This window comes from Rhodococcus sp. NPDC006774, assembly GCF_040636045.1.
Lineage (GTDB): Bacteria > Actinomycetota > Actinomycetes > Mycobacteriales > Mycobacteriaceae > Rhodococcoides.
In genome coordinates this window covers 17,394-36,449 of sequence record NZ_JBEYIW010000033.1, presented here as the reverse complement: position 1 = coordinate 36,449, position 19,056 = coordinate 17,394, and the positions used below count along the sequence as shown (strand labels likewise).

At 65.1% G+C, this 19,056-nt stretch carries 19 protein-coding genes, 1 tRNA gene and 1 rRNA gene; 20 read left to right on the top strand and 1 reads right to left on the bottom strand.

The annotated features are described in order from the left end of the window. The 19 genes from rrf to ABZ677_RS26535 form a co-directional block, all read left to right on the top strand. Positions 1–93: ribosomal RNA gene (rrf, locus tag ABZ677_RS26625) — 5S ribosomal RNA — on the top strand; the annotation flags it as partial. A 72-nt stretch (positions 94–165) separates the two neighbouring features. Continuing rightward, positions 166–1,047, top strand: a complete 882-nt coding sequence (locus tag ABZ677_RS26620; RefSeq protein ID WP_082323568.1) for a hypothetical protein — start codon at positions 166–168, stop codon at positions 1,045–1,047. Beyond that, a complete protein-coding gene (locus ABZ677_RS26615) occupies positions 1,044–2,033 on the top strand; it encodes an HAD-IIA family hydrolase (RefSeq protein ID WP_358374838.1) in 990 nt (329 codons plus the stop codon). The genes ABZ677_RS26620 and ABZ677_RS26615 overlap by 4 nt, the downstream gene beginning before the upstream one ends. Before the next feature lie 74 nt (positions 2,034–2,107). Beyond that, a complete protein-coding gene (locus ABZ677_RS26610; protein WP_094632051.1) occupies positions 2,108–2,350 on the top strand; it encodes a hypothetical protein in 243 nt (80 codons plus the stop codon). A gap of 1 nt (position 2,351) precedes the next feature. Continuing rightward, positions 2,352–3,173 (top strand): TlyA family RNA methyltransferase, encoded by an 822-nt coding sequence (locus tag ABZ677_RS26605; RefSeq protein ID WP_358374835.1) that lies wholly within the window; start codon positions 2,352–2,354, stop codon positions 3,171–3,173. After that, the gene (locus ABZ677_RS26600; protein WP_358374832.1) at positions 3,170–4,135 is read left to right on the top strand and encodes an NAD kinase; all 966 of its coding nucleotides are present in this window, start codon (positions 3,170–3,172) and stop codon (positions 4,133–4,135) included. The genes ABZ677_RS26605 and ABZ677_RS26600 overlap by 4 nt, the downstream gene beginning before the upstream one ends. Positions 4,136–4,137: 2 nt before the next feature. After that, positions 4,138–5,907, top strand: coding sequence for a DNA repair protein RecN (gene recN, locus ABZ677_RS26595; protein WP_037189938.1), 1,770 nt, complete (start codon positions 4,138–4,140; stop codon positions 5,905–5,907). A gap of 84 nt (positions 5,908–5,991) precedes the next feature. Then, entirely contained in the window at positions 5,992–7,176 is a 1,185-nt protein-coding gene (gene steA, locus ABZ677_RS26590; RefSeq protein WP_037189196.1) for a putative cytokinetic ring protein SteA, read from the top strand. Then, positions 7,173–8,120, top strand: a complete 948-nt coding sequence (locus tag ABZ677_RS26585; RefSeq protein WP_094632063.1) for a copper transporter — start codon at positions 7,173–7,175, stop codon at positions 8,118–8,120. The genes steA and ABZ677_RS26585 overlap by 4 nt, the downstream gene beginning before the upstream one ends. 150 nt (positions 8,121–8,270) lie before the next feature. Next, entirely contained in the window at positions 8,271–10,001 is a 1,731-nt protein-coding gene (locus ABZ677_RS26580) for a CTP synthase (RefSeq protein ID WP_094632045.1), read from the top strand. Then, complete coding sequence (locus tag ABZ677_RS26575; RefSeq protein ID WP_358374827.1) at positions 9,998–10,630, top strand: NUDIX hydrolase; 633 nt, start codon at positions 9,998–10,000, stop codon at positions 10,628–10,630. The genes ABZ677_RS26580 and ABZ677_RS26575 overlap by 4 nt, the downstream gene beginning before the upstream one ends. A gap of 5 nt (positions 10,631–10,635) precedes the next feature. Then, on the top strand, positions 10,636–11,550 hold the full coding sequence (xerD, locus tag ABZ677_RS26570; RefSeq protein ID WP_037189199.1) for a site-specific tyrosine recombinase XerD: 915 nt from the start codon (positions 10,636–10,638) through the stop codon (positions 11,548–11,550). Between the two features lie 110 nt (positions 11,551–11,660). Then, on the top strand, positions 11,661–12,623 hold the full coding sequence (locus tag ABZ677_RS26565; RefSeq protein WP_037189200.1) for a ParA family protein: 963 nt from the start codon (positions 11,661–11,663) through the stop codon (positions 12,621–12,623). 26 nt (positions 12,624–12,649) lie between these two features. After that, positions 12,650–13,456 (top strand): segregation/condensation protein A, encoded by an 807-nt coding sequence (locus tag ABZ677_RS26560; RefSeq protein WP_358374847.1) that lies wholly within the window; start codon positions 12,650–12,652, stop codon positions 13,454–13,456. Further along, positions 13,453–14,136 (top strand): SMC-Scp complex subunit ScpB, encoded by a 684-nt coding sequence (scpB, locus tag ABZ677_RS26555; RefSeq protein WP_358374824.1) that lies wholly within the window; start codon positions 13,453–13,455, stop codon positions 14,134–14,136. Before ABZ677_RS26560 ends, scpB begins: the two co-directional genes overlap by 4 nt. A gap of 12 nt (positions 14,137–14,148) precedes the next feature. Next, positions 14,149–15,345: a pseudouridine synthase gene (locus ABZ677_RS26550; RefSeq protein ID WP_358374821.1), complete on the top strand. Its 1,197-nt coding sequence runs from the start codon at positions 14,149–14,151 to the stop codon at positions 15,343–15,345. After that, positions 15,345–16,028: a (d)CMP kinase gene (gene cmk / locus ABZ677_RS26545; protein ID WP_358374818.1), complete on the top strand. Its 684-nt coding sequence runs from the start codon at positions 15,345–15,347 to the stop codon at positions 16,026–16,028. Before ABZ677_RS26550 ends, cmk begins: the two co-directional genes overlap by 1 nt. Then, a complete protein-coding gene (der, locus tag ABZ677_RS26540; RefSeq protein ID WP_037189204.1) occupies positions 16,025–17,473 on the top strand; it encodes a ribosome biogenesis GTPase Der in 1,449 nt (482 codons plus the stop codon). Before cmk ends, der begins: the two co-directional genes overlap by 4 nt. A gap of 85 nt (positions 17,474–17,558) precedes the next feature. Continuing rightward, positions 17,559–17,632 (top strand) — tRNA-Pro (locus ABZ677_RS26535). A gap of 700 nt (positions 17,633–18,332) precedes the next feature. Here ABZ677_RS26535 and ABZ677_RS26530 read toward each other — a convergent pair. Next, positions 18,333–18,827 (bottom strand): ferritin, encoded by a 495-nt coding sequence (locus tag ABZ677_RS26530; protein WP_358374844.1) that lies wholly within the window; start codon positions 18,825–18,827, stop codon positions 18,333–18,335. Here ABZ677_RS26530 and ABZ677_RS26525 point away from each other — a divergent pair. Continuing rightward, the gene (locus tag ABZ677_RS26525; RefSeq protein ID WP_358374815.1) at positions 18,708–19,052 is read left to right on the top strand and encodes a hypothetical protein; all 345 of its coding nucleotides are present in this window, start codon (positions 18,708–18,710) and stop codon (positions 19,050–19,052) included. The two genes, ABZ677_RS26530 and ABZ677_RS26525, sit on opposite strands and share 120 nt — an antisense overlap. The last annotated feature ends 4 nt before the right edge of the window (positions 19,053–19,056 follow it).

Sequence of the window (19,056 nt, the reverse complement as noted above, 5' to 3'; positions counted from 1 at the left end):
ACGCCCGGTCCCATTCCGAACCCGGAAGCTAAGCCCTCCAGCGCCGATGGTACTGCACTCGACAGGGTGTGGGAGAGTAGGACACCGCCGAACACCCGTTGTAAGAAGGGGACCCACTTGGTGGGTCCCCTTTTTGCGTTTGTACCGAAATCCGAAAGGACGCCCGTGTCGGAAGACAACAACGATCGTCGCCCCTCCCGAGGGGACGGCGGCAACCGCCCGAGCGAGTCCCGAGACCGCAACCCCCGTGCTCAGGACCGCCGCGGAGACCCGCGTCGTTCGGACGGTCCGCCCCGCAGGCGTGGCGGTGAGGGTGGGTTCTCTGGCGATCGCCGCGGAAACAGCGCACCGTCCGACCGTCGACCGCCGCGTCCCGATGAGCCGGATCTGCCCGACGAGGTCGAAGCAGGCCAGCTCGAACCAGCAGTGCGTCGAGATCTGTTGAGCTTGGACAAGAACAACGCAACTGCTGTCGCACGTCACCTCGTGATGACCAGCAGGCTGCTCGACGACGATCCGCAGTTGGCGCTGCTGCACGCGCGCGCGGCTCGTCAGCGCGCCGGCCGCATCGCCGTGGTCCGTGAGACCGCAGGTATCGCGGCGTACCACGCCGGTGAGTGGGCCGAAGCACTGTCCGAGCTTCGCGCCGCCCGACGAATGGCAGGCGGACCGGGCCTCATCGCTGTGATGGCCGACTGCGAGCGCGGACTCGGACGTCCCGAGCGCGCTATCGAACTCGGTCGCAGCGACGAGGCTCGCGAGTTGACCGGCGAGGAAGCGTCGGAGCTTCGGATCGTCGTGGCAGGTGCCCGAATGGATCTGAACCAGTACGACCAGGCCGTCGTGACGCTGCAGACCCCTGATCTCGACGCGTCGCGCTCCGGCACCGCTGCTGCTCGGCTCTTCTACGTCTACGCCGATGCGCTGGTTGCGGCGGGTCGCGTCGACGAGGGTGTGAAGTGGTTCCTCAATGCCGCTGCAGCCGACGTCGATGGTGAGACCGACGCAGAAGAGCGGGTCGAGGAGCTGTCCGGAGGCGGTCAGTGACGGTGCTGCGTGATGTCCACGATGTGCTGCTGCTCGATCTCGACGGCACCGTCTATGCCGGCAAGGATCCCATTCCCGGTGCAGTGGAAGCACTGTCGGGTGGTTCGGAGAAGCAGTACTTCGTCACCAACAACGCCAGTCGAGCCCCCGAGGACGTTGCCGAACATCTGCGTGGTCTCGGGTTCGACACCACAGCAGAGTTCGTCGTCACCAGTTCCGAGGCCGGCGCCCGCGTGTTGGCGGGCAAGTTGGACCAAGGTTCCCGCGTGCTCGTCGTCGGCACCGACGCATTGGCGAACGAGATCACCAAGGTAGGACTGGTGCCGGTCCGCTCTGCCGACGACGATCCGGTCGCAGTGGTGCAGGGTCACTCGGTCGATACAGGCTGGAAGATGCTGGCCGAGGCAGTCCTCGCCATTCGTGCGGGTGCGCTGTGGGTGGCCACGAACATCGATGCCACCCTGCCGACCGAGCGAGGACTCGTTCTGGGCAACGGCTCGATGGTCGCAGCGGTGCGCAACGCCACCGAGATCGAGCCGATCGTGGCGGGCAAGCCGGCCGCCCCGATCATGCACGACGCCATCGAGCGCAGCGGAGCACGTTCGGCGCTGGTCGTCGGAGACAGACTCGACACCGACATCGCTGGAGCGAACGAAATCGACCTTCCGTCGCTGCTGGTTCTGACCGGCGTCAGTACTGCTGCCGAGTTGTTGCGAGCTCCTCGGCATCTTCGGCCCACTCATATCGGGACCGATCTCGGAGTCCTGAACAAGGACGAGACGGCGTCGAGCGTCGGTAGCAAGACCGGTTGGACGGTCGGCATCGAGAACGAGGTGCTCTCGGTGCAGTACAGCGGAGACGGTGCGCCGGATGCGTTCGAGGGTGCGCTCGCCACACTGCACGTCGCCTGGTCCGGCTCGCCCTTCTCGGACGTTCACTTCGAGGGAGATCGACTCGGCGATCTGCGTTCCCTGCTCGGGTGCTGACACAGCATTCGACAGCACCGTTCGGAGAGCGGCGATCGGGCGTTCGTCGGACCCATCCGATAGCGTGAGAGGCGATGAGCGCGTCTATTCCACTACCAGGACAGCACCGGCCGAGCGGTGCCGGCGATGAGTCGTCGGCTGATCCGGACACTGTTCGCACCGAAGTGTCCTCGCTGCTGAATCAGCTCACCATCGAGTCGACGGACGATGGGGAATCCGAGGCTGTGGACTCCGACGCCCTTGCGCGCGACGCGAGTCTGCTCGACCGCGCGCACGAGGTACTCGTGCGCGCCCTGACCACCGTCGACAAGACCTGACGTGGCTCGTCGCGCACGTGTCGACGCCGAGCTGGTTCGTCGTGGACTCGCCCGATCACGGGAGCACGCTTCGGAGCTGATCGACGCAGGCCGGGTGAAGATCGCCGGGACCGTGGCCTCGAAGCCCGCGACCGCGGTGGAGCCGGGCACACCGCTTCTGGTGGCCGAAGAGGACAACGAGGTCTCGTGGGCCTCCCGCGGTGCCCACAAATTGCTGGGCGCTCTGGACGCATTCGAGCCCCTCGGCTTGAGCGTCGAACAGGCTCGTTGTCTGGACGCCGGTGCATCCACCGGTGGGTTCACCGACGTTCTACTCAGTCGAGGCGTGCGTGAAGTGGTTGCCGTCGATGTGGGTTACGGGCAGCTGGTGTGGCGCCTGCAATCCGACGACCGAGTTCACGTCATCGACCGCACCAACGTTCGGTCGATCGACGCCGAGACGATCGGCGGACCGGTGGACGTGATCGTCGCAGATCTGTCGTTCATCTCGTTGAAGCTCGTTCTTCCCGCATTCGTTGCATGCGCGAAGCCGGGTACCGACATGGTGTTGATGGTCAAGCCGCAGTTCGAGGTCGGCAAGGATCGCGTGGGTTCCGGTGGTGTGGTGCGAGATCCCGCGCTGAGAGCCGAGGCCGTGGAGGATGTGGCCAATGCGGCCGTCGCGTCGAATCTCACGGTGCAGGCGGTAGCGGCAAGCCCACTGCCGGGGCCGTCGGGCAATGTCGAGTACTTTTTGTGGCTGAGGGCAGGTGCAGGCGAGGATTCGCCACGCGCCGACATCACGGAACTCGTCCGGCTCGCGATCGAGGAAGGACCACAGTGACTCCGTCCCACGCAGCACCGGAACGGGAGTCGACTCGAGAGATTCTTCTCGTCGCCCATCCTGGTCGACCGGACATCGCCGAAACCGCGCGTCGCGTGGGCAAGGTGTTCGACGAAGCGGGCATCTGCCTTCGCGTGCTCGTGGACGAGGTCGAGCCGTCGAAGATCGAAGCCTCCGATACGGAGGAACACGACCATGTGTTCGTCGCGGACATGAAGCTCAACGTCGTCGAGTTCGGACCGGACGCAGCCGTCGGCTGCGAGATGGTCCTCGTGCTCGGCGGTGACGGGACCTTTCTGCGCGCAGCCGAACTCGCGCAAGCGGCCTCGATTCCGGTGCTCGGCATCAACCTCGGGCACGTCGGATTCCTGGCCGAGGCCGAAGCCGACCATCTCGAAGGTGCCCTGGCCCGCGTCATCGCCGGGGACTACCGCATCGAGCAACGCATGACGTTGGACATCGCGATTCGCGTCGGTGACCAGGTGGTCGATCGTGGCTGGGCATTGAACGAAGCCAGCATCGAGAACGGGTCGAGGCTCGGAGTGCTCGAGGTCGTACTCGAAGTCGACGGACGACCGGTGTCCGCATTCGGGTGCGACGGCGTCCTCATCTCCACACCGACGGGCTCGACGGCCTACGCGTTCTCGGCCGGTGGGCCTGTGGTCTGGCCGGAACTCGAAGCGATATTGGTCATTCCGAGCAACGCACACGCGTTGTTCGCGCGGCCGCTCGTCACCAGCCCCGAGTCGATCATCGCGGTCGAAATCGATGCCGGCGGACACGCAGGATTCGTATTCTGCGACGGCAGGCGCACATTGAGCCTGCCGGCAGGTGCTCGCGTCGAGGTGGTGCGGGGAGCGTCACCGATCAAGTGGGTTCGACTCGATTCGGCACCGTTCGCCGATCGCATGGTCAAGAAATTCGAACTGCCCGTGACCGGTTGGCGGGGGAGAGCGAGGTAGGGATGCTCGAAGAGATTCGGATCGACAGCCTCGGAGTCATTTCCGGTGCCAGCGCACAATTTCACGAGGGACTGACCGTACTCACCGGCGAAACGGGTGCCGGTAAGACCATGGTGGTCACCAGTCTGCACCTGTTGTCGGGTGCCCGCGCCGACGCAGGCCGGGTTCGGCTCGGCGCGCAGCGTGCCGTGGTCGAGGGGCGATTCAGCACCGACACCGCGTCGGAGCAGGTGATCGACGACGTCGACAAGGTGCTCGAGTCCTCGGGAGGTCAACGGGACGAGGACAATTCGATCATCGCCGTGCGTACCGTCAACTCGGACGGTCGTTCTCGTGCGCACCTCGGTGGGCGCAGTGTCCCCGCATCGGTGCTGTCGAACTTCACCGACTCGTTGCTGACGGTCCACGGTCAGAACGATCAGCTGCGTCTGCTGCGTCCCGATCAGCAACTCGGCGCGCTGGACAGATTCGCTGGGGATGCGGTGGCGTCCCTGGTTTCGAAGTACCGCACCGCGCGCAAGACGTGGCTCGACGCGCGCAACGAGCTGATCGATCGCACCGAACGCAGTCGCGAGTTGGCGCAGGAAGCCGATCGGCTGCAGTTCGGACTGCAGGAGATCGACTCTCTGGCACCGGAGCCGGGTGAGGATCGCTCCGTGGCCGAGGATGTGCGTCGGCTGGGCGATCTCGATTCGCTGCGTGAGACCGCGGAAGGTGCTTCGGCAGCACTCGTCGGGAGTACCGAGGAGGCGTCGGACACGGCGTCCGCGCTGTACCTGCTGGGCGAGGCTCGCTCTCGCCTCGAACATGCCGAGGACGCAGCACTGACCGAGCTGCTGCCGCGACTGAACGACGCGATGGCGATCGTGGGCGACATCGGGGCAGACCTCACCTCGTACTTGACGGATCTGCCGTCCGATCCGGGTGCCCTCGACACGATCCTGAACCGGCAGGCCGAGCTGAAGTCGTTGACGCGCAAGTACGCCGCCGATGTCGACGGCGTCATCGCCTGGGCGGAAGACGCCCGCGAGCGACTCTCGCACATCGACACCTCGGCCGATGCGCTCGCCGAGTTGAGCGCCAAGGTCGACGCGGCTGCGATCGACGTCGCGGCGGCTGCGTCGAAGCTCAGTGCGGCTCGAGCGAAGGCCGCCGTGAAGCTCTCGAAGGCGGTCAGCGTCGAGCTGGCGGGCTTGGCGATGGGAAAAGCCAAGCTGCAGATCGATGTTCGCGCACTTCCCGCCGGGCCGTCCGACACTGCCCCGATCGTCGTCGACGGCACCGAACTGCATGCGGGTAGCAGCGGCGTCGACGAGGTCGAGTTTCGTCTGTCCGCGCACGACGGTGCCCAGGCTCTTCCGATCAGCAAGAGTGCGTCGGGCGGTGAGCTGTCGCGGGTGATGTTGGCACTCGAAGTGGTGCTGGCGGGCTCGGACAAGGGCGCGACGATGGTCTTCGACGAGGTCGACGCCGGAGTGGGTGGTCGCGCGGCCGTCGAGGTCGGGCGTCGACTCGGCCGGTTGGCACGCACGCACCAGGTCATCGTGGTCACCCACTTGCCGCAGGTTGCAGCATTCGCCGATACACACCTGGTGGTCGACAAGACCGATGCGAAGAAGGGCGCGGCGAACAGTGGGGTTCGGACGCTGTCTTCGTCGGAACGCGTCGTCGAGCTCGCGAGAATGCTCGCGGGTCTGGACGACACGGAGACCGGTCGCGCGCATGCCGAGGAGCTGCTGGCCACCGCAAATGCGGATCGAGCCGCGTTGTAACTTTTGGTGCTGATGTGATCAGTGTGGTAGTTGTTTCGGCGCGCCTCCGTCGTCGGGCGTGTCGATCGGGTCATCATGGTTCCCATGAAGATGCCGGCTCTGCTGTCACGTAGTCAGGATTCGCTGCCCGGAATCACCGGTATCGCGCGAGTCGATCGCAACACGGCCAAGCTCCTCAAACGGGTCGGCCCCGGTGACATCGTCGTGCTCGACGAGCTCGACCTGGACCGCCTGACCGCCGATGCGCTCGTCGAGGCAGGGGTGCTCGCGGTCGTCAACGCGTCGCCCTCGATCTCCGGGCGCTACCCGAACCTGGGCCCCGAGGCCATCGTGGCCAACGGGATCACCTTGATCGACTCGGCCGGCACCGAGATCTTCAAGAAGATCAAGGACGGCACCAAGATTCGCCTCAACGACGGCGGTGTCTACACCGGCGATCGGCGCCTCGCGAAGGGTGACGAGCAGAGCGAAGCCGAGATCTCGGACAAGATGATCGAGGCCAAGACGGGTCTGGTCGACCATCTGGAAGCGTTCTCGGGCAACACGATCGAGTTCATCCGAACCGAGAGCCCGTTGCTCATCGACGGCGTCGGAGTGCCGGACATCGACATCGACCTCAAGGGTCGTCATGTGGTGATCGTGGCCGACGGTCCCGGGCACGCCGAGGATCTGAAGAACCTCAAGCCGTTCATCAAGGAGTACTCGCCCGTCATCATCGGCGTCGGCGCGGGTGCCGACACCGCGATGAAGGCGGGGCATCGCCCTGATCTCATCGTCGGTGATCCCGAGGACGTCACTGCGCAGACGCTCAAATGCGGTGCCGAGGTGGTGCTTCCGGCAGATTCCGACGGACACGCGCAGGGCCTCGAACGCATTCAGGATCTCGGTATCGGTGCCATGACGTTCCCGGCCACCGGTGCTGCTGCCGATCTCGCGCTGCTGTTGGCCGATCATCACGGGGCCTCACTCATCGTGTCGGTCGGTAGCCCGGCCAGCCTGGACGAGTTCTTCGATCGCGGTCGACGCAACACCAACCCGGCCGCATTCATGACACGTCTGAAGGTCGGGGCCAAGCTGGTCGACGCAAAAGCTGTGGCGACGCTGTATCGCAGCCGTGTGTCCGGCGGTGCGATCGCTTTGTTGATTCTGGCGGCGCTCGTCGCCGTCATCGTGGCGTTGGCCGTGTCCAACATCGGCGGCGAATCGTTGGATTGGGCAATCGATCTGTGGAACCGGTTCGCCCTGTGGTTCCAGGGGTTGCTTTCGTGATTTCGCTTCGCCAACATGCCATTTCGCTGGCAGCGGTCTTCGTGGCACTGGCCATCGGCATCGTGCTCGGTTCGGGTCTGCTCTCGAGCGGACTGGTATCGGGCCTTCGAGACGACAAGACCGGTCTCGAAACTCAGGTGGACGATCTGCAGGCGACCAACAATCAGCTCGGTGAGCAGCTCAACTCGGCCGACGGCTTCGACGCTGCGGTATCGGGCCGGGTTCTACGGGACACGTTGGTCGATCGCAGCGTCGTGGTCATCACCACCCCGGATGCCGACCCCGGCGACGTGGACGGAGTCACACGGTCGATCGGAGCGTCGGGTGCCACCGTCACCGGCCGGGTGTCGCTGACCGATTCGTTCGTCTCCGCGGCGAACGGGGACGATCTCCGTACGCGCCTGACCAACGTCATTCCGGCCGGCGTGCAGTTGCGCACCGGCGCCGTGGACCAGGGCAGCCTCGCCGGAGACCTGCTGGGTTCGGTGCTGCTGCTCAACGCCGAGACGGCTCAGCCACAGTCGACTCCCGAGGAGCTGTCACTGGCGCTGGAGACGCTGCGTAGCGGCGGTTTCATCGCCTACGACAACGGTGCCGTCGCGCCCGCTCAATTGGCTGTGGTCGTCACCGGTTCCGGTACCTCGGACGTGGAGGACGGCAATCGCGGTGCCATCGTCGCGCGGTTCGCGGGCGCTCTCGACTCGCGTGGTGCTGGCGCGGTACTGGCCGGCCGGTCCGGCGCTGCAGAGGGCAACGGTTCCATCGCTGTGGTGCGCGCCGATTCGGCGCTGTCGTCCGCTCTCAGCACGGTCGACAACGTCGACCGTGAAGCAGGACGGATCACCACTGTTCTCGCCTTGGCGGAGCAGCTGGACGGGGCGTCGGGCCGCTACGGCACCGGAGCCAACGCGAACGCCGTGACCGTCGGAGCGCCGGCGAGCTGATCGTCGTCGGAACGCGCGTGTCGTTGGCGGTGAGGTAGGTACTGGTGTTACCGTGAAGTCCCGTGGGTAGCAGGCCCAATTTCCACGCTTCACCTCTCTTATCAGCCCCCTGATAGGAGCAAGCCCTGCAGACTCGTCACGGGAGCCTCATTGTCACGCCTTCAGTCGCGTTCCGACACCAAGCACATTTTCGTCAGTGGGGGCGTCGCGTCCTCACTCGGAAAAGGCCTGACGGCATCCAGCCTCGGCCAGCTACTGACCGCACGCGGACTGCGCGTGACCATGCAGAAGCTCGATCCGTACCTCAATGTCGATCCCGGCACGATGAATCCGTTCCAGCACGGTGAGGTCTTCGTCACCGAGGACGGCTCCGAGACCGATCTCGACGTCGGCCACTACGAGCGATTCCTAGACCGTGATCTGTCCGGTTTCGCCAATGTCACCACCGGCCAGGTGTACTCGACGGTCATCGCCAAGGAACGCCGCGGTGAATACCTGGGCGACACCGTTCAGGTCATCCCGCACATCACCGACGAGATCAAGCGTCGCATTCTCGCCATGAACGGCCCGGACCTGCAGGGTCACCAGCCGGACGTCGTGATCACCGAAATCGGCGGCACCGTCGGCGATATCGAGTCGCAGCCGTTCCTCGAAGCAGCGCGTCAGGTGCGCCACGACGTCGGCCGTAACAACGTGTTCTTCCTGCACGTGTCGTTGGTTCCTTTCCTGGCTCCGTCCGGTGAACTCAAGACCAAGCCCACTCAGCACTCCGTCGCAGCACTGCGCAGCATCGGTATCCAGCCCGACGCGTTGATCCTGCGTTGCGATCGCGACGTGCCGCCGGGGCTCAAGAACAAGATCGCGCTCATGTGCGACGTCGACGTCGACGGCTGCATCTCCACGCCCGACGCGCCGTCGATCTACGACATTCCCAAGGTGCTGCACAAGGAAGGCCTGGACGCGTACGTCGTCCGTCAGCTCGGTCTCCCGTTCCGCGATGTGGACTGGACCATCTGGGGTGGACTGCTCGAGCGCGTCCACCAGCCGCGCGAAACCGTGCGCGTCGGCTTGGTCGGCAAGTACGTGGACCTGCCCGACGCGTACCTCTCGGTCACCGAGGCGCTGCGTGCCGGTGGATTCGCCCATCGCGCGAAGGTCGAGATCAAGTGGGTTCCATCCGACGAGTGCTCGACGCCTGCGGGGGCGCAGGCCGCGTTGGGCGATGTCGATGCCGTGCTCATTCCCGGTGGTTTCGGTATCCGCGGCATCGAGGGCAAGCTCGGGGCCATCGAGTTCGCACGTACCCGCAAGATTCCGTTGCTGGGGTTGTGCCTCGGATTGCAGTGTGTGGTCATCGAGGCGGCTCGTTCGGTCGGTCTGACCGATGCCAATTCCGCCGAGTTCGATCCGGACACCAAGGATCCGGTGATCTCCACGATGGCCGATCAGGAAGACGCCGTCGCCGGTGACGCCGATCTCGGCGGCACGATGCGCCTCGGTGCCTACCCGGCCACTCTGCAGAAGGGCTCGGTTGTCGCGGCGTCGTACGGCACCGAGAACGTCTCGGAGCGTCACCGTCATCGCTACGAGGTCAACAACGACTACCGGGATCGAATTGCCAAGAGCGGCTTGGTGTTCAGCGGTACTTCACCGGACGGTCACCTGGTGGAGTTCGTCGAACTGCCCGCGTCGGTTCACCCGTTCTTCGTCGCCACGCAGGCGCATCCGGAACTCAAGAGCCGGCCGACTCGTCCGCATCCGCTGTTCGCGTCGTTGATCAACGCCGCGCTCAAGTACAAGGCTGCCGAGCGTCTGCCGGTCGACATTCACGGTGACACCGTGGCGGCAGAGGAATCGGACGCAGCCGAGACCGTCGGATGAGCGAGCCCCGGCACGAGTTCACCACCCTCGACTCGTCCGTGCCGTATTCCGGAGAGATCCTTGCGCTTCGGCTCGATCAGGTCGCGATGCCGAACGGTCGTCAGGCCGAGCGTGAGGTGATCGAGCATCACGGCGCGGTCGGAATTCTGGCCGTCGACGATCAGGATCGTGTGGTGATGATCGAGCAGTACCGTCATCCCGTCGGTCGTCGACTGTGGGAGTTGCCTGCCGGTCTGCTGGACGAGCCGGGGGAGCGGCCCGTGCTGGCGGCTCAGCGTGAGCTCGCCGAGGAAACCGGGCTCGCCGCTCGGACGTGGTCGGTTCTGGTCGATGTACTGGCCTCGCCCGGGTTCACCGACGAGGCCGTGCGGATCTTCCTCGCTCAGGGCCTGACAGAGGTCGATCGGCCCGAGGCTCACGACGAGGAAGCCGACATCGAGCTTTCCTACGTGCCGATGGACGAGGCCGTCCGTCGGGCGCTGTCGGGCGAGATCGTCAACGCATCCGCGGTGGCGGGCGTTCTCGCATTCGCCGCGGCGCGCGCTACCGGCACCGAACTGCGCCCTGCCGACGCCCCGTGGCCCGATCTGCCGACAGCTTTCGAGAAGCGGAAGAGTTCACGAAAGTAGCCACCGTGATCGGCCAGCAGATTCAGACGTACCTCGACCATCTGGTGGTCGAGCGCGGGTCGGCACCGAACACGGTGTCGTCCTACCGTCGCGATCTGGTGCGCTACGAGCGGTTCCTCAGCGGCTACGGCATCACCGATCTGGCGAAGGTCGCCGAGAACGACATCACCGAGTTCGTGCTCTATCTGCGGCGCGGTGACGACGATTTCCCGGCTCTCGCAGCGAGTTCGGCTGCCCGGACGTTGATCGCGGTGCGGGGTCTGCACCGATTCGCGCTCGCGGAGGGCATGGTCGAGCGCAACGTGGCGAGCGAGGTCAAGCCGCCCCAACCGGCGAAGCGACTACCGAAGTCGCTCCCCGTCGACCAGGTGGTGGCGTTGCTCGAATCGGCGTCCGTTGCCGGTCCCGATGCCCCGCGCGGTCTGCGGGATCGGGCCCTGTTGGAACTGCTGTATTCGACCGGGGCTCGTATTTCCGAGGCAGTGGGGCTCGACGTCGACGACATCGACACCGAGGCCCGCTCGGTGCTGCTACGCGGCAAAGGTGGCAAGCACCGCATCGTCCCGGTGGGGCGGCCCGCGATCGAGGCCGTCGACGCCTACCTGGTGCGCGGCCGGCCGGGGCTGGTCTCGCGCTCCGATCCTGCGCTGTTCCTCAACGTCCGGGGCGGCAGGTTGTCTCGGCAGAGCGCGTGGCAGGTGTTGCAGGATTCGGCCGTGCGGGCCGGGATCACCGCGGGGGTCTCACCGCACGTCCTGCGGCATTCGTTCGCTACTCATCTGCTCGACGGCGGTGCCGATGTCCGCGTCGTGCAGGAGCTGTTGGGGCACGCTTCGGTGACGACGACGCAGATCTACACCCTCGTCACTGTCAACACGCTGCGCGAAGTGTGGGCCGGCGCGCATCCGCGGGCGAGGTAGCACGAGCCCCGCGGCCGTGTGTCAGCGTGTCCGATGACGTTGCCGGCGCACCAAGCGGTAGCGTTTGCCAGATCTACTCGAAGACGAACGGGACAGGGGAGCGCTGGAACGTGTCGACACCGCAGCCGCCAGCGGCGGAGTCAGCTTTGGAACATCCACATCTCGACGGCGCCCTGTTCCAGACGCGTCAACCGGAATCCAGTCGGGAGACACGCGACATCACTCCTGCTCCGAACGAGCTCGGGCCCACGGGTCGTATGACTCGGCCGGTCCCGGATCCGCAGCCGTTGTCCAGTCACGGCCCGGCCAAGATCATTGCGATGTGCAACCAGAAGGGTGGCGTCGGTAAGACGACGTCGACCATCAATCTCGGCGCCTCGTTGGCCGGCTACGGCCGTCGCGTGCTCCTCGTGGACCTCGACCCGCAGGGCGCACTGTCCGCGGGGTTGGGCGTCGCACATCACGAGCTCGATCTGACGGTCTACAACCTCCTCGTCGAGGCGAAGGTCTCCGCCGACGACATCATCATGCGGACTCGCGTCGAGAACCTCGATCTGATGCCCAGCAACATCGACCTCTCGGCCGCCGAAATTCAGTTGGTCACCGAGGTCGGCCGGGAGCAGACACTCGGGCGGGTGCTGCATCCGATTCTCGATCGTTACGACTACGTCCTCATCGATTGCCAGCCGTCCCTCGGTCTGTTGACGGTCAATGCGCTCACGTGTGCCGACGAAGTGTTGATCCCGATGGAGTGCGAGTACTTCAGCCTTCGCGGGCTGGCGTTGCTCAACGACACCGTCGAGAAGGTGCGCGATCGTCTCAACCCACGGCTGAAGTTGGCCGGCATCGTGGTGACGATGTTCGACGCCCGCACTCTGCACTCGCGTGAGGTGATGACGCGAGTGGTCGAGGTGTTCGGCGACGTCGTCTACGACACGGTGATCACCAGAACGGTCCGCTTCCCGGAGACCAGTGTCGCCGGCGAGCCGATCACGACCTGGGCTCCGAAATCCGGCGGCGCGCAGGCGTACCGCGCCCTTGCGCGCGAGGTGATCTACCGGTCGGGTCCGTGACCGTCGACGCTGCCGACGAGGCCCCGATCGAGGTTCCCGCCGACGCGGATCCGTCGACATTTCGGGTGCGGTTGCTCAACTTCGAGGGTCCGTTCGATCTGTTGCTGTCGCTGATCAGTCAGCACCGCATGGACGTCACCGAAGTGGCGTTGCACACCGTCACCGACGATTTCATCTCGTTCACCAAGTCACTCGGTGCCGATGTCGGCCTCGACCAGACGACGGAATTCCTCGTCGTCGCCGCGACGCTCCTCGATCTCAAGGCGGCGCGGCTGCTGCCCTCGGGTGATGTGGAGGACGCCGAGGATCTGGCGCTGCTCGAAGTGCGAGATCTACTCTTCGCGCGGTTGCTGCAGTACCGCGCCTACAAGCAGGTCGCTCTGCTGTTCGGTGAGCTGGAAGCTGCTGCGCTGCGGCGTTATCCGCGGTCGGTGTCGGTGGAGGACAGATACGCCGATCTGATTCCCGAGGTGCTGCTCGGCGTCGACCCGGCCACGTTCGCCGACATCGCCGCAGCGGCCTTCAGGCCCAAGCCGATTCCCCAGGTGGGACTCGATCACATCCATCAGCACGCGGTCTCGATTCCCGAGCAGGCGGCATGGTTGCTCGAGAATCTGCAGGGGCGAGGCCTGAACGAGTGGGCGTCGTTCTCGGAGTTGGTGCAGGACTGCGAGGTGCAGGTGGAAATAATCGCTCGATTCCTGGCGTTGCTGGAGCTGTTCCGGCAACAGGTGATCGCGTTCGAGCAGCCCGAGCCGCTCGGCGATCTTCGAGTGAGTTGGACCGGTAAGGACGAAGGACCCATCGTGGTCACGGAAGAGGACTACGCATGAGTGCCGATCCAGAACTCGAGCTCGAGGACGTCGAGGATTCCGAGGAGCTGGACGACACCACTCTCGCGTCGGCTCTGGAAGCTGTGTTGCTGATCGTCGACACTCCCGCGTCGGACGAGCAGCTTGCCTCGGCCGTGGTTGCCTCGGTGGCCCGCGTGCGCGCGGCCTTGACGGCGATGGCCGCCGAACTGACCGAACGAACCAGCGGAATCGACCTTCGCTACGCCGGTGACGGATGGCGTTTCTACACCCGAACCGCCTATGCGCCGTACGTCGAACGGCTGCTTCTGGACGGCGCTCGGTCCAAGCTCACACGCGCGGCATTGGAAACCCTGGCCGTGATCGCATATCGTCAACCGTTGACCCGCGCACGAGTCAGCGCCGTGCGAGGAGTCAACGTCGATGGAGTGATGCGTACGTTGCTCGCCCGTGGACTGATCTCCGAAGCAGGAACCGACCCGGAGACGACCGGCACGATGTACTGCACCACCGAGTTGTTCCTCGAACGGCTCGGACTCGCATCGCTCGGTGATCTACCCGAACTGGCGCCGCTGTTGCCGGGTGTGGACCTGATCGACGAGATCAGTGACAGCATGGACACCGACCCGAGAATGACCCGCTCCACCAAGAACCGCGGATCGAAACCCGATCCGGCAGCCGAGCTCGACTCGGACGACTGATAGGTAAGACAAGTGAACAAGCCCGCTCGCCGTGATGGCACACCGGACCGTAACAAGAGACAAGACCCACGCAGGAAGCCGACCGCAGGTAGGTCGGACACTCCGCGTGACGCGCGCCGCGGAGATCGCACCCGCGACGCAACGCCCCGCGACGGCGCTCCCCGTACCGGAGCCCCGCGCACCGGAGCTCCCCGCACCGGGGGACCTCGCGCAGGCGCGCCACGTACCGGAGCTCCTCGCACAGGAGCCCGACCTGCCCCTCGCCGTGGCGTCGAGCAGGACGAATCGATCGATTACACGCCCGTCGAGACCGGCGTCAACGACCGCAGCAACGACGCTGTTCCGCGCAAGAAGCCCTCGCGTCCCAAGCCGCCGAAGCCGCAGAAGAAGCAGGTTCCGTCGACCACGATCAGCAACGCCAAGCCGGCGAAGCATCAGCACACCGATTCCTCACCGCGCAAGCATGTGCCCGCCGGTGAAGGTGTTCGGTTGCAGAAGGTGCTCGCACAGGCAGGCGTCGCATCGCGTCGCGCCGCCGAGGAACTGATCGCCGACGGCCGCGTCGAGGTCGACGGACGCATCGTCACCGAACAGGGCATCCGCATCGATCCCAACATCGCCGTGGTCCGTGTCGACGGCACTCGCGTGGTGGTGAAGGAAGAGCTGGTTCATCTCGCGATGAACAAGCCGCGTGGATGGCAGTGCACCATGTCCGACGATCTGGGACGCCCGTGCGTCGGCGACATCGTCTCCGAGCGGGTCCAGGCGGGGCAGCGACTGTTCCACGTCGGCCGCCTCGACGCCGACACCGAAGGGCTGTTGCTCTTCACCAACGACGGTGATCTTGCTCACCGCCTGATGCACCCGTCGTTCGAGGTTTCGAAGACCTACCTCGCGACTTTGTCGGGCACCATTCCCCGCACGCTCGGCAAGCAGCTGCGTGAGGGCGTCACCCTCGACGACGGCCCGGTGAAGGTCGACGGCTTCCAGCTGCTCGACATCTCGGACGGCAAGTCGCTCGTCAAGGTGACCCTGCACGAGGGCCGCAAGCACATCGTGCGTCGGTTGTTCGACAAGGTCGGATTCCCGGTCGGACGCCTCGTGCGTACCGATGTCGGCAACATCGTGCTCGGCGATCAGCGTCCGGGAACACTGCGTGTTCTCGGTCGCGGCGAGATCGGCAAGCTCTACGAATCCGTAGGCCTGTGATGAGTGCGCTCATCGTGGCGATGGACGGTCCTTCGGGCACCGGTAAGTCGTCGGTGTCGCGCAGACTCGCGTCGGCACTGGAAGCGAGCTACCTCGACACAGGTGCGATGTATCGCGTCGCGACGGTATGGGTTCTCCGTTCGGGCGTCGAGCCGACCGATGCGGATGCAGTTGCGAAAGCTGTTGCTGCGCTTCCCCTCGAGATCGGCAAGGACCCACTGTCCGAGACCGTGTTGCTCGACGGTGAAGACGTCAGCGGCGAAATCCGCGGCGACGCAGTCACCAAGGCCGTCTCGGCCGTGTCCGCAGTGCCTGCGGTGCGCGAGTTGTTGGTACAGATGCAGCGCGATCTCGCGAGCTCGTCGACGCGAATCGTGGTGGAGGGCCGCGACATCGGCACCGTCGTTCTTCCCGAGGCCGACGTGAAGGTGTTCCTGACTGCCTCACCGGAGGCGCGGGCAGAGCGTCGCAACAAACAGAACATCGAACAGGGTCGCGACGACGACTACGAATCCGTGCTCGCGGATGTGCAACGCCGCGATCACGCAGATTCGACGAGAGCAGTGTCACCGCTTCGTCCCGCCGAGGATTCGGTGATCGTCGATACCAGCGAGCTGGATCTCGACGGCGTGATCGAGCGTTTGCTGCTCGTGGTGAACGACAGAAGTGGAGCAGTGCAGTGAGTGAAGAATTCTTCTCCGGCGCAGCGGAAACCGCGGGCGACGGAATATGGAGTGACGAGGGCGAGTGGGAGTACGTCGACCTCAACGAGGGCGAAGACGGCGAAGATGCCGTTGCCGTACCGACTCTCGCCGTGGTGGGTCGTCCGAACGTCGGTAAGTCGACGCTCGTCAACCGCATCATCGGACGACGTGAAGCTGTGGTCGAGGACGTCCCCGGCGTGACCCGCGACCGAGTGTCGTACGAGGCCAACTGGAGTGGTCGACGCTTCCTGGTGCAGGACACCGGCGGTTGGGAGCCCGACGCCAAGGGCTTGCAGGCATCCGTTGCGCGCCAAGCCGAGTTGGCCATGCACACCGCCGACGCGATCCTGTTGGTCGTCGACGCGCGAGTCGGCTCGACGACGACGGACGAGGCTGTCGCACGAGTGCTGCGCCGGTCGAAGACTCCGGTTCTGTTGGTGGCCAACAAGGTCGACGACGGCCGCACCGAGTCCGAGGTCGCCGCACTGTGGTCGCTGGGTCTGGGGGAGCCGCTGTCGGTTTCCGCGACTCACGGCCGCGGTACCGGTGATCTGCTGGACCGGGTTCTCGAGGCGTTGCCCGAGACTCCGCGCGAAGGAATCCCAGGTGGGGGACCCAGGCGTGTCGCTCTGGTCGGTAAGCCGAACGTGGGCAAGTCCTCGCTGATCAACAAGCTCTCGGGTGACGAGCGCTCGGTGGTGCACGATGTTGCCGGAACCACCGTCGATCCTGTCGACTCGTTGGTCGAATTGGGCGGCAAGACATGGCGATTCGTCGATACTGCCGGGCTGCGCAAGCGTGTCAGTCATGCCAGTGGTGCCGAGTTCTACGCGTCGCTGCGCACCAAGTCCGCAATCGAGGCCGCCGAGGTCGCGATTTTGCTTCTCGATGCCTCCGAGGTGATCTCGGAGCAGGACATGCGTGTGCTCAGCATGGTCGCCGATGCCGGCCGCGCGTTGGTGTTGGCGTTCAACAAGTGGGATCTGGTGGACGATGATCGTCGTCAGCAGCTCGAGAAAGAGATCGATCGCGATCTCGCTCGGGTGCCGTGGGCGCAGCGAGTGAACATCTCGGCGCAGACGGGCCGTGCGGTCCAGAAGCTCGTGCCCGCTCTGGAGACGGCTCTGGAGTCGTGGGACAAGCGCGTACCCACCGGCAGGTTGAACACGTGGCTCAAGGAGGTCGTGGCGGCCACTCCGCCGCCGATGCGAGGCGGACGTCTGCCGCGCATCATGTTCGCGACGCAGGCCAGCACACGGCCGCCGACGTTCGTGCTGTTCACCACCGGCTTCCTCGAGGCCGGCTACCGCCGATTCATCGAGCGGCGTCTGCGTGAGGAGTTCAACTTCGACGGCAGCCCCGTGCGTGTCTCGGTGCGTATCCGCGAGAAGCGGGAACGGCCGGGCAAGGGCAACAACCGCTGATGTAGCCCGACCCCGCCCCTGAGCAGGCGATTTCCTCTCAGGGGTAGGGCTGGGGTAATCTCAGCAAGCGCCTTTCGAGGCGCGGCGGGCTGTGGCGCAGCTTGGTAGCGCACTTGACTGGGGGTCAAGTGGTCGCAGGTTCAAATCCTGTCAGCCCGACACATTGCAGGTCGAAGACGGCCCCGGAGAAATCCGGGGCCGTCTTTTTCGTGTGCGTGCCGCGGGAGTGTCACTGCTCGTTTCTTTCACGGCCGAACTCGCGCAAAGACCTGCGCCGAGCGATCCTCGACCTCGTACACGACATCGCCGAGGCAAAAGAATCCGACACCGACGCCGTACGACATTCCGCTCGGAGGTCGAGCGACTACGCACCACGGTTCGAGTGGACGGCGAGAGCGGTGAGAGGCTCATCTGCTTCTTGCATGAATCCCCCGGGGGACGGTGTCGAAGAGGTGGTTACAGCGCTCCGAGGCGATGAAACCGAGCTTGCGACACCTCGATCGTGACGTGAAGGTGCCATCGTAAGCGAGGCGTATAGCAGGTAGGTTTACCGAGCCCGTGCATGCCGGAGGCCGAGGCGAAGTCGGCGGTAGATGAATCAGCGGCTCCGACCCGCGGGTGCGTGACCGATCGGACTGTCCCGCAGTCCAGGGCCTCAACACCCGCAACTGATGGAACTGCCGGCAACCGGCCGTGTTGCACTCTCGAACCGAATGATTGCGACCGCGGTCTCCTCTGGACCAGTTATCGCCACCGCCGACCGCTGGCATGATCCCGAACGGGCAGTTGGTGCCCATGCCAGAGCGTCCCAGCTTTGGTACCCGATCGGGACGTGAGGTGGCTGTTGTCTCCTCCGGCGTCAGAGGGATCCGCCGGCGACGGTGGGTGCGCCCGAGTCGGCGACCACGCTGGTGTTCATCTCGCGGGCGACGAACTGCTCGAGATCGAACAGGTTGTGGCCCGCGCGATCTGCGATGTTGAGCAGCGTCTTCATGCTGGCAACTTCCTCGACCTGCTCCTCGAGGAACCACTGCATGAACTGCTCGCCGAGGTAGTCGCCCTCTTCGCGTGCGGTGCTCGCCAGAGCGATGATCTGCTCGGTGACGGTCTCTTCCTGCGCCAGCGCCAGGGCGATGGCCTCACGAGGATCGGTGAAGACGGACTTCGACGCGTCGACGCCGGTCAGCTCGACCGTGATGTCGCGATCGAGAAAGTACTGCACGATCATCATCGCGTGGTTGCGCTCTTCGACCGACTGCGCGTAGAAGTGCTTCGCCAGCTGCGGCAGATCGACGTTCGCGAAGTAGACCGCGGTGGCGATGTACTGCTGCGAGGCGTTGAACTCGTTGCGAATCTGGTCGCGGAGAAGTGCGTGGAACTTGGGCGTAAGCCACGCGCTCCCGGCCTCTTTCGGGGCATTGGCAGCAAAGACGACCGACCCGCCGATCTCGCGGTGTCGCAGGGCTGGCTATCCCTGCATCGATCATTGGCTCTCGCGTCGGTTCAGTATTCGATAGTGGACGTCTATGCCGATTCGCGTTCTTTGCCAGGACGCAATGATCCGAATCGAGGTAGCTGAGTCT